This is a genomic window from Nocardia thraciensis (assembly GCF_054782435.1).
In genome coordinates this window covers 174,433-188,512 of sequence record NZ_BAAGSM010000017.1, presented here as the reverse complement: position 1 = coordinate 188,512, position 14,080 = coordinate 174,433, and the positions used below count along the sequence as shown (strand labels likewise).

11 protein-coding genes are annotated in these 14,080 nt (G+C 68.9%); 2 read left to right on the top strand and 9 right to left on the bottom strand.

Annotation, left to right across the window (positions count from 1 at the left end):
- The first annotated feature begins 36 nt into the window (after positions 1–36).
- Entirely contained in the window at positions 37–888 is an 852-nt protein-coding gene (locus ACYVLQ_RS08705; RefSeq protein ID WP_460696873.1) for a RecB family exonuclease, read from the top strand.
- A gap of 84 nt (positions 889–972) precedes the next feature.
- Here ACYVLQ_RS08705 and hisG read toward each other — a convergent pair whose 3' ends face one another.
- The 8 genes from hisG to metH form a co-directional block, all read right to left on the bottom strand.
- Positions 973–1,824, bottom strand: coding sequence for an ATP phosphoribosyltransferase (gene hisG, locus ACYVLQ_RS08700; RefSeq protein ID WP_460696872.1), 852 nt, complete (start codon positions 1,822–1,824; stop codon positions 973–975).
- A gap of 66 nt (positions 1,825–1,890) precedes the next feature.
- Positions 1,891–2,172: a phosphoribosyl-ATP diphosphatase gene (locus ACYVLQ_RS08695; protein WP_174556878.1), complete on the bottom strand. Its 282-nt coding sequence runs from the start codon at positions 2,170–2,172 to the stop codon at positions 1,891–1,893.
- A gap of 50 nt (positions 2,173–2,222) precedes the next feature.
- The gene (locus ACYVLQ_RS08690) at positions 2,223–2,789 is read right to left on the bottom strand and encodes a GNAT family N-acetyltransferase (RefSeq protein ID WP_460696871.1); all 567 of its coding nucleotides are present in this window, start codon (positions 2,787–2,789) and stop codon (positions 2,223–2,225) included.
- A gap of 374 nt (positions 2,790–3,163) precedes the next feature.
- Positions 3,164–4,981, bottom strand: coding sequence for a choline/carnitine O-acyltransferase (locus tag ACYVLQ_RS08685; protein ID WP_460696870.1), 1,818 nt, complete (start codon positions 4,979–4,981; stop codon positions 3,164–3,166).
- Entirely contained in the window at positions 4,978–5,805 is an 828-nt protein-coding gene (locus tag ACYVLQ_RS08680) for a class I SAM-dependent methyltransferase (RefSeq protein WP_460696869.1), read from the bottom strand. The genes ACYVLQ_RS08685 and ACYVLQ_RS08680 overlap by 4 nt, the downstream gene beginning before the upstream one ends.
- Positions 5,806–5,817: 12 nt before the next feature.
- The gene (locus ACYVLQ_RS08675) at positions 5,818–6,747 is read right to left on the bottom strand and encodes a HalD/BesD family halogenase (protein WP_460696868.1); all 930 of its coding nucleotides are present in this window, start codon (positions 6,745–6,747) and stop codon (positions 5,818–5,820) included.
- A 388-nt stretch (positions 6,748–7,135) separates the two neighbouring features.
- On the bottom strand, positions 7,136–8,788 hold the full coding sequence (locus ACYVLQ_RS08670) for a serine/threonine-protein kinase (protein WP_460696867.1): 1,653 nt from the start codon (positions 8,786–8,788) through the stop codon (positions 7,136–7,138).
- A 149-nt stretch (positions 8,789–8,937) separates the two neighbouring features.
- Positions 8,938–12,516: a methionine synthase gene (gene metH, locus ACYVLQ_RS08665; RefSeq protein WP_460696866.1), complete on the bottom strand. Its 3,579-nt coding sequence runs from the start codon at positions 12,514–12,516 to the stop codon at positions 8,938–8,940.
- A 208-nt stretch (positions 12,517–12,724) separates the two neighbouring features.
- On the opposite strand from metH, the gene ACYVLQ_RS08660 reads away from it, so the two are divergent.
- Entirely contained in the window at positions 12,725–13,609 is an 885-nt protein-coding gene (locus ACYVLQ_RS08660) for a PAC2 family protein (RefSeq protein ID WP_460696865.1), read from the top strand.
- A 33-nt stretch (positions 13,610–13,642) separates the two neighbouring features.
- Here the strand turns inward: ACYVLQ_RS08660 and ACYVLQ_RS08655 are convergent, their stop codons facing one another.
- Entirely contained in the window at positions 13,643–13,993 is a 351-nt protein-coding gene (locus tag ACYVLQ_RS08655; RefSeq protein ID WP_460696864.1) for a hypothetical protein, read from the bottom strand.
- Positions 13,994–14,080 lie beyond the last annotated feature (87 nt).

Sequence of the window (14,080 nt, the reverse complement as noted above, 5' to 3'; positions counted from 1 at the left end):
TCCGATGTGTCGGTACCCCCGGATAGCCTGCCAGGTATGGCAGCGCCACCGACGACTACCCCGGCCTCCGACGACGAGGCGGTCAGACAGAGTCCGGCGCTGTCTCCGTCACGGGCAATGGATTTCAAACAATGCGGCTTGAAATACCGATTGCGCGCGATCGATCGCATTCCGGAATCGCCGACGCGCCATGCGGTGCGGGGAACGGTGGTGCACGCGGTACTGGAATCGCTGTACGGGTTACCGAGCGGTGAACGTATTCCGGAGCGCGCCGCGGAGCTCGTGACACCCGCCTGGGAGCGTTTGCTGGCCGAACGCCCGGAAGTGGGGGCGCTGGTCGCCGACGAGGATCCCGCCGACTTTCTGGGGGAGGTCCAGCAGCTCGTGCGGGCATACTACGGCCTGGAGGACCCGACCGCGTTCGACCCGGAATCCTGTGAGTCGCTGATCGAGGTGCACCTGGCCGACGGCTCCCCGCTGCGCGGCTACGTCGACCGCATCGATATCGCCCCCACCGGGCAGTTGCGCGTGGTCGACTACAAGACCGGTCGCGCCCCCTCCCTCGCCGGGGAAACCCGCGCCCTGTTCCAGCTGAAGTTCTACGCGCTGATCATGCTGCGCACCCGCGGCGTGATCCCCGCCCAGCTGCGGCTGCTCTACCTCGCCGACGGCCAGATCCTCACCTACTCCCCCGACGAGGCCGAACTGCTGCGTTTCGAGCGCGTGCTGTCGGCGCTGTGGGCGGCGATCACCGAGGCCGGACGCACCGGCGAGTTCCTCCCGAACCGCGGCTGGTTGTGCGAATACTGCGACTACAAGCCGCTGTGCCCCGCCTTCGGCGGCACCCCGCCCCCGTACCCCGGCTGGCCCGTTGCCGCCGAAACATAACCGGGTTATGCTCGGAGGCGTGCGCTGGGAGGAGGCGCTGCGTCAGGCGATGCAGACTGGACCGGACCCGGCAGCGGTCACCCTTCAGAAGGCCCGGCAGGAGCGGATGTCGGTGGCCAGGATCGCCTTGGCGCCCAGCTCCGCGAGCTGGTCCATGAGGTCGTTGCCCTGCTTGCGCGGCACAAGCGCGCGCACCGCGACCCAGCCCGGGTCGGCCAGCGGCGAGACGGTGGGCGACTCCAGGCCCGGGGTGATCTTCGCCGCGGCGTCGAGCAGTTCCTTCGGGCAGTCGTAGTCGAGCATCAGGTACTGCTGCGCGAAGACCACGCCCTGCACGCGGGCGACCAACTGATTACGGGCCCGGTCGTCGCGGTCGGACCCGGCGGCCTCGAGCAGCACCGCCTCCGAATCGCACAGCGATCCGCCGAACGCCACCAGATTGTGCTGGCGCAGCGTGCGCCCCGACCCGACGACATCGGCGATCGCGTCGGCCACGCCCAGCTGGATGGAGATCTCGACGGCGCCGTCCAGGCGGATCACCTCGGCCTCGACCCCGTGCCGCTGCAGATCCCGCAGCACGAGATTCGGGTAGGAAGTGGCGATGCGCTTGTCGTAGAGGTCCTGGACCTTCCATTCGCGACCGGCGGGCGCGGCGTAGCGGAAGGTGGAGCGGCCGAACCCGAGGCTCAGCCGCTCCTGCACCGGCGCACCCGAATCCAGCGCCAGGTCTCGTCCGGTGATACCCAGATCCAGCTCGCCCGAACCCACGTATATGGCAATGTCCTTCGGGCGCAGGAAGAAGAACTCGACCTGGTTGGCGTTGTCGAGTACCGACAACTCGCGCGAATCGGTGCGCTTGCGGTAACCGGCCTCGCCGAGGATCTCGACGGCCGAGGTGGACAGGGCGCCCTTGTTGGGAACTGCGACGCGGAGCATGAGGGTGTCCTTTCGGGACTCGTGACGGAGGCTGCGCATGCCGCCGGGCATCCGGCGGGCTATCCGTCACAGATGTCGGTACACGTCCTCGAGCCGCAGGCCGCGGCCCACCATCAGTACCTGAACCCAGTACAGCAGCTGGGAGATCTCCTCCGACAGCGCCTCGTCACTCTCGTGTTCGGCGGCCAGCCAGACCTCACCGGCCTCCTCCAGCACCTTCTTGCCCTGCGCATGCACACCGGCGTCCAATGCCGCCACGGTCCCGGACCCCTCGGGGCGGTTGACCGCACGATCCTGCAGCTCGGCGAACAGGGCTTCGAAAGTCTTCACGAGAGGGCATTCTTTCAGATACCCGCGTACGTTCCGCAATCGAGTATTCGGGGCCACGGGCGCGGCTGTCAGCCGAGCGCGGCCGGGCGGTCTATGCGGTAGACGAAGTGCTGGCCGTCGTCGACCGGATTGTCCGGGACCAGGCGGCCCGCGGCGATCCGATGCATCCCGGCCTTCTCCAGGGCCCGCCACGAGCCGCGGTTCGCGACGGTCACCGGAACGATGATGCACTCGGCACGTGGGTAATCGGCCCAGGTTGCCGCGATGATCGCGCGCAGCATCGCCGAGCCGAGCCCGCGGCCGACGCGCTCGGGATCGCCGACCAGGTAGTCCAGCGAGGCCGCCTCGGCGGGGACGGGGACCAGTGTCGACAGTTCCTCCATATACTCCGGCCAGTCGGCCCAGCGCATCCGCTGCACCAGACCGACCGGTTCCCCGTCGCCGAAGACCAGCAGATCCTCGGCCGCCTCTTCCCCGCGCGCGGTCGGCCCGAAGTCCCGCTCGACCGCCTCCGGCGTGAACTCGTGGTTCCACCACCGCCGCACATGCGGCTGGGCGAGCCACGTGGCGAGCAACGGAAAATCGGCCGAAGTGACCCGCCGCCATGTGAATTCGGGTGTGCGTATGTCGTTCACAAGCGTGCACGCTAGCAACCGCGGTCGCCAACCACATCTGGTTTGTGCTGGTCACAAGGCCGTCTCCGCTGAGGCACGCCGAAGGGGGTGAAGCTCGCCGAACATATCGGTATGTACGGCCTGAGTCGCTCTGATCTCGATGAACTGAGCGGTGTGGTCACGGTCGCTGCGGGCGCTGTCACACACTGTCGACACTCGGCACACGGCAACCACCGCCATGCTGCAGGAACTCCTCGACAGGCAAAACCGGTCATAGCGACCGTTCCAGCGAGAGGACTGGTGGCAGCGATGGACGATGCCCGGTTCGACAGCTTGACGAAAACGGCACTGAGGCGTTGTGCCCGGCGGTTCGACCGCCGGGCGTGCCGACGGTTCTACTCGGCGCTGCCGAGCAGGTCCTGCAGTTCCTGAACGGCCACGCTCAGTTGCTCGGCGAAGGCGTGCATTTGGGACGCGACGGATTTGGGGGTGGCGAGGTAGAGGTTCCAGCGGTCGGGGAGGAGAACGTAGGCCACGCCGATGCACTTGGGGCTGGTGCAGCCGAAGCCGAAGTACTCGATATTGGCCGACGGGGCGGAGCTGGTGCTGAGGTAGTCGTCGCGGGCGATGGTCCAGCCGGGGCTGTCGTAGAACGGCATCGGTTCGGTGGCGCCGAGTTGCGCACCGCGCCGCCGCTGGATCAGTTGCAGCTCCCACAGATGCTGTTCCGGCGCCTCGCCGCGCTGACACTCCTTGGCGCGCTGCACGTGCGCCTCGGCGGCCGCGCGCAGCTTCGCCCGCTTGGTGTCGGCATCGGCCCGAGGATCGTCCATGGCCGCAACGAAATCCAGGATCTGCGGGGTGACCACCCGCATCGCCTCGGTGCGGCCGCCTCGGAACTGCCGGGTCGCGATCGACTCGTAGGTGGCGCCGATGAGCCCCTTGCTGCGCCGATGGGCGAGCTGATAGCTCATCTGGGCGAAGGCGTCGGGCGAGATACCCAGCGCCTTGGCCTGCTTCGTCCCGAAATCCTCGAAAGACACTGTGCGCGTGGCATTGTCGGCGGCGAACTGGGCGAACGCCGCCGCCGCGGCCGATACCGCCGCCTGCTGCCCCTCGTCGAGCACGAATTCGATCGGCTCCGTGGCGGGCAGCCCCTGCGGCTGCGCCCCGGACTGCTCGGCGTGCTCGCGAACGGGCCGCTCCAGCAGCGCGTCGACGAACGACAGGATGGTGGTGCCGTCCAGGCCGCAGTGCTCGACATTGATTCCGGCGCTGCCGTCGCCGAACACGACGAACGACACGGCCTTGTCGAACCAGCGGTTGCCGCTGTCGCCGTGCAGCAGCTGATCGCAGGCGTGCTGGGTGTCGCGGGGCGCGAAATCCTCCAGGCAGAGGCAGAACAGCGCGGTCTCGATGGTGTCGAGCGCCGCGGCGTTGGCCGGTTCGGCGCGCAGACCCGAACGAACCTCGGCCCACTCCGCACGCGGCATGGTGGTCAGGTGCCCCACGGCGGTGTAGGTGGGGGCCGGTCGGGTCCCGGCCTTCAGCGTCGCGCACAGACCGTCGACGAGATCGTCCTGACTGTGCGGCGCGCCGTCCGGCCCGATGACCTCCATCCGGAACAGGTTGCCGCGGAACAGGACCACGATGTGGCGGGCCCGCGAATGCCCCGGCCACTCCGCGCTGTAGGGCACCCGCACGGAGTCCTGCGGATCGCCCGGAATCCTGGTCTCGGAGAACAGGAACTTGTTCTGCGCCATCGACAGGTGCTGCCCGCGCTGGGTGACGGGCGGGATGGCCTCGGCGTCGAGCCGCAGCTTGTAGTTCACCGCGGCGGTGACGATCGCGGCGGCCCGCTCGGCCTGCCGCTCTGAGGTCGAGCGGGCCAACGGCGTGTCGTCGCGGAACAGGAAGAAGAAGTTCGCGTTCAGCGCGATCCGATCCCGACGCCCCAGGTATCGCGACGGCCAGAACTCGTCGAGCCAGCTCGCCACCCCCGGCTCCGCGTCGAACCGCTCCAGGTCGGCGTGCAGAACGCGGCCCGGACCGTCCGGGCGCCGCAGGTCGGCCAGGGCCCGCTCGGTCGCGGTCCGTTCGTCCTCGGACAGCAGCGGCGCGCTCCATTCCAGGAATCGCGCGCAGCTGTCCTCCAGGGTGGGCAGCGGCACGCGCGGCAGCTGGTCGTCGAAGGCGAAGGTGCGGTCGGTCACGGGCGGTCCTTGTCTCTGGTCGGTCGGTCGTCGTCGGGTACGCAGAGATGCAGTTGGGCGTGCAGCCACCCGTCGGCCTCCAGGCCGGTCGGATCGATCCCGTTGGCGGACAGGGTGTTCAGCACATGGGCCTGTTCGTCCTCCGAGGCGAAGCGGCGCTGCCGGAAGGTGCCGGGTACGCGCTCGATCCGGTACCCGAGTTCCGCCAACTGCTTCGCGATCGGCTCGAAGTCGAACATTCGCAGCACGAAGTGTGCCATCCACGGCCGCCGAGTGTCGTGCGCCCGCGCCACGCGCAGCAGGGTGCGTTCGGTGATGTATCCGACGCAGCCGGTGGAGATGACCAGATCCGCCGAGGCCAGCAGGCGGCGCTGCGGTTCGGTCGGGTCGTTCGCCTCCAGGTCGGCGTGCACGGCGTCGTGTAGCAGACCGGCGGCGACCGCGTACTCCAGCGCCGGGGCCGCGGCGTCCATGCCGAGGAATCGGACCTCCGGCTGCGGCCCGGCGGCTGCCAGCCGGGCCCGGTCGCGGGCGATCCGCGCCGCGGTGTCACCGGGCCGGTAGTGCTCGGCGAGGTCGGCGACGGTGGTATCGAATCGCATCAGGGCCGCGGCCACCCCGTAGGAACAGCCGATGTCCAGCACCGTGGGCACGGTGCCCGTCGCGGCGCAATAGTCCCCGATGAGCCGCTCGAAGTGCGGTTTCGCCAGTTCCGGGATGCAGTAGTCCAGTTCGGCCATCCGGGTGTAGTAGGCCGAGGGATCGGGTCGGTCGTAGATATCGTCGAACGAGGCTTTTCCGGTACTGTGCAGCGAAACCGGCACGGGCGCTTCCTCTCAGTCGAGCAGTCGGTCGCCGCGGACGGCGCCGGCCGCGGCGATGTGATCCGGGAGTACGCGTCCGAACAGCTGCCGGGTGCGTTCGACATTGCCGACGACGCCGGGCTGCTCGCTGTAGGCGAAGATCGTGGTGTGCCGCTGGGTGGCGCCGTCCACCGGCGCCACCCGGTGCAGCGAGTACCGCCCCTGGAACAGCTGGAGGTCGCCGGGCCGCAGCTCCAACCGGCGGATCAGGTGCGCACCCGCGCCGGTCAGCACCGCGCGGACAGCGGAGAGATTCTCGTCCTCCGGGGTCCGGATGCCCGGGCAGTACTCGAAGACCCCGCCTGCCTCCGGCGCCCGCGTGAGCATGGAGACGGTGAACGCGTTGGTATCGAAGTGCCACGGATGAGACATGCCCGGCGCCACCACATTCAGGCACAGCCCCGCCAGCGGATCGCTGAACTCGTGCAGTTCCGCGAGGCCGAAGCAGTCGGCGATGAAACGCTGGAAGACAGGGTTGGTGTAGAGCACCTGGATCAGGGCCTCGGCCGGGATGAGATCCCGTGCGACGAAGGCGTTTCCGCGTTCCAGCACGATATTGCCGGGGTGGTCGGGCGGCAGGTCGGCATCGAGCGGGATGTTGTACGCGTTGACTTTCTCGACCGTGTAGTACGCGTGCAGCGCCAGCGCCTCGCCCTCGGCGCGCAGGGTATCCAGCAACTCCGAGCGGATGAAACCGCTCAGTACGCAGCAGCCGTCGGCCGCGAGATCGCCCCGTGCCTGCTCCACCACGCGGTTCCAGTCCGCGGTGCCGGGCTCGTCCAATGAATACCGACCGGTATCGACGATTGCCCGCAGGGCCTGTGAAAAGCCCTGTCTCCCCGCGCTTTCAGGGCCGCCGTCATCGGCTTCGCATCCATCGGCCCGCTTCCCGGTCGAAGTCATGCAGCCCATTCTGTACCGCCGAGGAATAACACGCCCGGGATTCACCAAGATCACTGTCAAACCTCACAAACCAGCGAGTAACGCTGTGCGCCACGGCTATTCCCACGCACAACGGTTGCGAATGCGCCACCTGCAGCGCCGGAGACGGGCGCGGCAGGCGATCACGACCGCGCGATGCCGCCCCGGCTACTCCCAGCCGGAAGCACGACGCGGGAGATCGTGTCCGATCCGATACCTCGGACCGACACCTCCATGGGGCACCGCTCCCGAATCAGGCGGCGAGCGGGCAATTCCTCACGCCACCACCGACCGATGCACCGCGCGCTTCTCCGAATCTTCCTTCGCTGCTCACCGCACACCCGGCCCGGCCGGGCGGGCGCCACCTGCCTCAGCCGCGCTCGGAGCCGACGATCAACAGTCGGCCGCCGTCGTTGACGACCCGGAACCACCGCTGTTCGGTCTCCTGCTGCCCGTTCTTGTAGCGGTAGGTGATGGTGGCGACCGCCGTGTCACCGTTCTGCACGATGTTCGACGCGCGCACCGAACTGAACTGGCTCCAGAACCTGACGTACGAGTCGTACCCGCCGGTTTGTGCCTGATAGGACGGTGACAACGACGACCAGGCGCCACTGACATTGCCGGGCAGCATCCCGTAGTAGTTCCCGACGAACGCGCTGGCGCTGACCGGCGCCGGGGGCGGCGGGACCGTCGTGGTGGGAGGCGCAGTGGTCGTACCCCGCGGCGCCGAAGGGGTAGGAGTCGGGCCGCTGGACGGTTGCGCGCTCGGAGTCGCCGGAGCCGCCGAGGGGGCCGCGGCCGGGCCGCGGGTGGGCTCGCCCTGCTCCGCCGGGGGCGCGGCGGCCGCCGACGGCGCGGGGCCGCCCGGCTGCGACGATTCGCTCGCGACGGTACCGCTCCCGCCTCCGCCGTTGTCGAGCGCGGCGATCAGGCCGATGACCACCAGCAGCACGACCGCGCCCGCCGCCGCCAGGCCGAGCGCGCGCCGGTTCCGCAGGACCGCGAACAGCTTCCGTTGCGGCGCAGGCGATCCCGCGGGCATAGTGCCGCCACCCGGCGGCGGGGGCGCACCCGCCGCCACATGCACGGTCGGGTCCTCGGCGTTGCCCGCGGCGGCGCCCGACAGCACGGTCGTGGCCGCGGCGTCCAGTGGCGCACCGGGTTTCGGCAGCACCTTGGTCGCGGATTTCGGGGCCGGGGCGGCCCGGCCCTCCGCGACCGCCGCCAGCGCCGCCTGCGCCTCCCGCATAGTGGGCCGATTCCCGGCATCGGCACCCAGCAGTTCCATCAGCACGGGGGCCAGCGCGTCGGCGTGCCGCGGGTGGGGCACCTGCGCCCGCGCCACCGAATGCAGCACTGCCAGGGGATTGTCGCCCTCGCCGAACGGCGGCTTGCCCTCGACCGCCGCGTACAGCGTCGATCCGAGCGCGAAGACGTCCGAGGCCGGTTCCGGATTCTCGCCGCGCGCCACCTCCGGCGACAGGTAGGCGGGTGTCCCCGCGAGGAATCCGGTGGAGGTCACGGTGACGTCGCCGACGGCCCGGGAGATGCCGAAATCGGTGATCTTCACCGTTCCGTTGTCGGCCACCAGGATGTTCGCGGGCTTCACGTCCCGGTGCACGATGCCCGCGTCGTGGGCGGCGGTCAGCGCGGAGGCCACCTTCGCCCCGATGCGCGCCACCTCCCGCGGGTCCAGCGGGCCCTTGTCGCGCATCAGCGCGGCCAGGCTCTGCGCGTCGACGAACTCCATGACCAGCCAGGGCTGGCCGTCCTCCTCGGCGACGTCGAAGACGGTGACCGCGTTCTGATGGTGCAGCCGCGCCGCGATCCGGCCCTCCCGCATGGCCCGCAACTTCGCCTCGAGCGCCTGCGCGCGCGTCAGGCCCGGCGCCAGGAGCAACTGCTTGACCGCGACCGTGCGTCGGAGCCGGACGTCGGTGGCCCGCCACACCACACCCATCGCCCCCGTCCCGATGGGATCACCTAGCCGGTAGCGTCCCGCGATCAGCCGGTCTGACGTCATGTTGTTGTACCCCTCTTGCGCTCACGCAGTGTCCACTCGTGCCATGAGCGGGGCCCTGCGTGGTGACGCTCCGCTGCCGTCTCCGGGCCTGACGGCTCATGTCGGGCCGTCCCGCCACTCTGCGTGAAGCCCGGAAACCCTTGAATATTCTAGGCGTTGAAGTATTTTGCTTCCGGATGCAACAGGACGAACGCATCCGTCGACTGCTCCGGATGCAGCTGCAACTCCTCCGACAATGTCACACCGATGCGCTCGGATTCCAATAGCGACACCAGCTTTGCGCGATCCTCCAGGTTCGGGCACGCGCCGTAGCCGAACGAGTAGCGGGCGCCGCGATAGCCGAGCTTGAAGTATTCCCGCACATCGGCGGGATCGTCGTCGGCGACCGAATGTCCTTCCAGCACAAGCTCTTCGCGGACGCGCCGGTGCCAGTACTCGGCCAGCGCCTCGGTGAGCTGTACGCCGATGCCGTGCACCTCGAGATAGTCGCGGTAATTGTCGCCCGCGAACAACTCGTTGGCGAAATCGGCGATCGGCTGGCCCATGGTCACCAGCTGGAACGGCAGGACGTCGACCTGCCCCGTTCGCGCCGAGAGTTCGCGGGAGCGGATGAAGTCGGCGACGCACAGGAATCGGTCGCGCTGCTGGCGCGGGAAGGTGAACCGATAGCGTTCCGGCGCAGCGGGATCCGGCTCGGTGAGCACGATCACGTCGTCACCCTCCGACACCGCCGGGAAATACCCGTAGACAACCGCGGCGTGCTGCAGCACGCCCTCCGCGGTCAGCCGGTCGAGCCAGTAGCGCAGCCGCGGTCGACCGTCGGATTCGACCAGCTCCTCGTAGCTGGGCCCGTCGCCGCCGCGCTGGCCGCGCAGACCCCACTGGCCCAGGAACAGCGCGCGCTCGTCGAGCAGGCTCGAATACTCGCCCACCGCAAGGCCCTTCACGATCCGCGTACCCCAGAACGGCGGCACCGCGACCGGTAGATCGGCGGCCACGTCCGAACGGGCGGGTATGTCGATCGGGGTCTCGGCGGCGCGGCGCTCGGCGGCGATCCGCTTCGACCGCTCGTGCCGGGCCTTGCGCGCCGCGGCCTTCTCACGTTCGGCGGCCGCCTCCGGACTGTCGTCGTCGGTGGCGCCGCCGCGCTTGCGGGTCATGATGTCGTCCATCAGCCGCAGGCCCTCGAACGCGTCGCGGGCGTAGTGCACATCGCCCTCGTACACCTCGGTGAGGTCGTTCTCGACATACGACCTGGTCAGCGCGGCGCCGCCGAGTAGCACCGGGAACTGCTCGGACATGCCGCGGGTGTTGAGCTCCTCTAGGTTCTCCTTCATCACCACCGTCGACTTCACCAGCAGCCCGGACATACCGATCACATCGGCCTTCTTGTCCACCGCGGCGTCCAGGATCGTCGAGATCGGCTGCTTGATACCGAGGTTCACCACCTCGTAGCCGTTGTTGGACAGGATGATGTCGACCAGGTTCTTGCCGATGTCGTGCACATCGCCCTTCACCGTGGCCAGCACGATCCGGCCCTTGCCCGAATCGTCGGTGGCCTCCATGTGCGGCTCCAGGTGCGCCACCGCGGACTTCATCACCTCGGCCGACTGCAGGACGAACGGCAGCTGCATCTGGCCCGAGCCGAACAGCTCGCCGACGGTCTTCATCCCCGCCAGCAGCGTCTCGTTGATGATCTGCAGCGGCGGCACCGCGGTCATCGCCTCGTCGAGATCGGCGTCCATTCCGGCCTTCTCGCCGTCCACGATGCGGCGCTCCAGGCGCTCGAACAGCGGCAGTGCGGCCAGCTCCTCCGCGCGCGACGCCTTCGACGAGGACGCGGACACCCCTTCGAACAGCGACATCAGCTTCTGCAGCGGGTCGTAGTCGTCGGTGCGGCGGTCGTAGACCAGGTCCAGAGCCGTTTCGCGCTGCTCCTCCGGGATCCGGTTCATCGGCAGGATCTTCGACGCGTGCACGATCGCCGAATCCAGTCCGGCCTCGACGCATTCGTGCATGAACACCGAGTTCAGCACCTGCCGCGCGGCCGCGTTCAGGCCGAAGGAGATATTCGAAAGGCCCAGCGTCGTCTGCACATCCGGGTGGCGGCGCTTCAATTCCCGGATGGCGTCGATGGTTTCGATGCCGTCGCGCCGCGACTCCTCCTGTCCCGTGCCGAGGGTGAAGGTGAGGCAGTCGATGATGATGTCGGACTCTGCCAGGCCCCAGTTGCCGGTGATGTCGGCGATCAGGCGTTCGGCGATCGCCACCTTGCCCTCGGCCGAACGCGCCTGCCCCTCTTCGTCGATCGTCAGCGCGACGACCGCCGCGCCGTGCTCGGCGACCAGCCGCATCGTCTGCTGGAACCGCGATTCCGGGCCGTCGCCGTCCTCGTAGTTCACCGAGTTGATCGCGCAGCGCCCGCCCAGATGCTCCAAACCCGCTCGCAGCACCGGGGTTTCGGTGGAGTCCAGCATGATCGGCAGCGTCGACGCCGTCGCCAGCCGCGATGCCAGCTCGGACATGTCGGCCGTGCCGTCGCGGCCCACGTAGTCCACGCACAGGTCCAGCATGTGGGCGCCGTCGCGGATCTGGTCCTTCGCGATGTCCAGGCACTTCTGCCAATCCCCCGCCAGCATCGCCTCGCGGAACGCCTTGGAGCCGTTGGCATTCGTGCGCTCGCCGATCATCAGCACCGAGGCGTCCTGCTCGAACGGCACCGCCGTGTACATCGACGACACGCTCGGCTCGTGCACCGGCTCCCGCCGCGCGGGCGACACCTCCCGGACCGCCTCGGCCACCTGCCGGATGTGCTCGGGCGTCGTCCCGCAGCAGCCGCCGACCAGCGCCAAACCGAATTCGGTCACGAAGCCGCGCAGCGCGATCGCCAATTCCTCGGGCGTCAGCGGATATTCGGCCCCGTTGGCGCCGAGCACCGGCAGCCCGGCGTTCGGCATCACCGACACCGGCAACTGCGCGTGCTTGGCCAGATACCGCAGATGCTCGCTCATCTCGTCGGGGCCGGTGGCGCAATTGAGACCGATCATGTCCACGCCGAGCGGCTCGATCGCCGTCAGGGCCGCGCCGATCTCGCTGCCGACCAGCATCGTGCCGGTGGTCTCCACGGTCACGTGCGAGATGATCGGAATCCGGCGCCCGGACTGCGTCATCGCCCGGCGGCTGCCCGTGATCGCGGCCTTGACCTGCAGCAGGTCCTGCGAGGTTTCTACCAGGATGGCGTCGGCGCCGCCGTCGAGCATGCCCAGCGCCGCCTCCGTGTAGGCGTCGCGCAGCGACGCGTACGGCGCGTGCCCCAGCGTCGGCAGCTTGGTCCCCGGACCCATCGAGCCGAGGACGAAGCGCGCCGAACCGTCGGCCGAGGGGCCCATCTCGTCGGCGACCTCGCGCGCCAGCCGGGTGCCGCGCTCGGACAGGTCGCGGATCCGGTCGGCGATGTCGTAGTCGGCCAGGTTGGGCAGATTGCACCCGAAGGTGTTGGTCTCGACCGCGTCGGCCCCCGCCTCGAAGTAGGCGCGGTGAATGGTGCGCAGCACCTCGGGCCGGGTCTCGTTGAGGATCTCGTTACACCCCTCCAGGCCCCGGAAATCGTCCAGCGTCAGATCCGCGGCCTGCAACATCGTGCCCATCGCCCCGTCACCGACGACCACGCGTCGGGCAAGCGTGTCGAGCAGGGAGGTATCGAACTCGGCGCGGGAGGAGACAGACATGTACTCAAGAGTAATTGCCGACCCGGACAGTTCTTTCCGGAGGACCGCGGGGACGGCGCCGGGTCCGGTGATCCCAGACACACTCGCAATCTCCCGAAGGGAATCCATTTCGACCGGCAGTACGATCGGCGCCCAGCCGGCGCGGTACGACACGCGCGTTGGTTCATATGCCATGAACCGCATGCCCCCGACACCGTAGGCTGACCGGGTGAACCCCAGCGCATCACCCGATCCGGAACTGCCGACGCTGCGCGATCCGGTGCTCGTCGCCGCCTTCGAGGGCTGGAACGACGCCGCCGACGCCGCCAGCGGCGCCGTCGAGCATCTGGAACTGATCTGGGACGCCGAACCGCTCGCCGAGCTGGATTCCGAGGACTACTACGACTACCAGGTGAACCGGCCGACCGTCCGGCAGGTCGACGGGGTGACCCGCGAGATCCAGTGGCCGTCGACCACGCTGTCGGTGTGCTCGCCGTCCGGCAGCACCCGCGATATCGTGCTGCTGCACGGCATCGAGCCGAATATGCGCTGGCGCAGCTTCTGCCAGGACATCCTGGAGCTGATAGAGCAGCTGCACGTCTCGACCGTCGTGATCCTCGGCGCCCTGCTCGCCGACACCCCGCACACCCGGCCCGTCCCGGTCACCGGCACCGCCTACAGCAAGGACGCCGCCGAGCGGTTCAACCTGGAACAGACCCGCTACGAGGGCCCGACCGGCATCACCGGCGTGCTGCAGGACGCGTGCGTGCGCGCGGGCGTCCCCGCCGTCTCGTTCTGGGCGGCGGTGCCGCACTACGTCTCGCAGCCGCCCAATCCGAAGGCCACCATCGCCCTGCTGCACCGGGTGGAGGAGGCGCTCGACCTCGAGGTCCCACTCGGCGAGCTGCCCGCCCAGGCCGAGGACTGGGAGGCCGCGGTCGACGAGATGACAGCCGGCGACGAGGAGGTCACCGAGTACGTGCGCTCGCTGGAGGAGCACGGCGACGCCGCCATCGACCTCAACGAGGCCATGGCCAAGATCGACGGCGATGCCATCGCCGCCGAGTTCGAGAAGTATCTGCGCCGCCGCGGCCCCGGCGGGTTCAGCCTCTGACGGCGGGGGCGTGCCGGACCGTGCTGGCCCCGGCTACAGTGCCGGTTCGCTCCGGCCGGGCACCAACTCCACCACGCCGTCGGACTCCATGGTCCAGACCCGCGCCGACGCGTCCTGCGCCAGCTTGGCGATCAGGATCTCGCGCGGGATCGTCTGGCCCGCAAAGTGTTCGAGTGACGGCACCACCACGTGGTGGGCATCGGCGCGCTTGAGTTCGGCCGTCAGCTCCGCGAATGCGGTGCCGTCACCCTGGGTCGATTCATGGAACGTGGCAGCGAAGCAGAGCCCTTCGTTGGCGGCGAGAACACACATCGCATCCTCGAGCTCATCGCTGTGGCCATCGGCCAGATCGTCACGCACGTATCCATAGATCAACGCTTCCACCCGAACCTCCGTTTGGATGTGGACAGGGACTCGCTGTTCTCTTGTCGGTACTGCGTTGTTCGGTACTGCTGGTGCTCGGTATCGCCT

Bases quoted from the DNA above. Each gene is read 5' to 3' on its own strand.
- ACYVLQ_RS08705 (WP_460696873.1), top strand. From the start codon at position 37: ATGGCAGCGCCACCGACGACTACCCCGGCCTCCGACGACGAGGCGGTC.
- hisG (WP_460696872.1), bottom strand. From the start codon at position 1,824: ATGCTCCGCGTCGCAGTTCCCAACAAGGGCGCCCTGTCCACCTCGGCC.
- ACYVLQ_RS08675 (WP_460696868.1), bottom strand. From the start codon at position 6,747: ATGACTTCGACCGGGAAGCGGGCCGATGGATGCGAAGCCGATGACGGC.
- ACYVLQ_RS08670 (WP_460696867.1), bottom strand. From the start codon at position 8,788: ATGACGTCAGACCGGCTGATCGCGGGACGCTACCGGCTAGGTGATCCC.
- metH (WP_460696866.1), bottom strand. From the start codon at position 12,516: ATGTCTGTCTCCTCCCGCGCCGAGTTCGATACCTCCCTGCTCGACACG.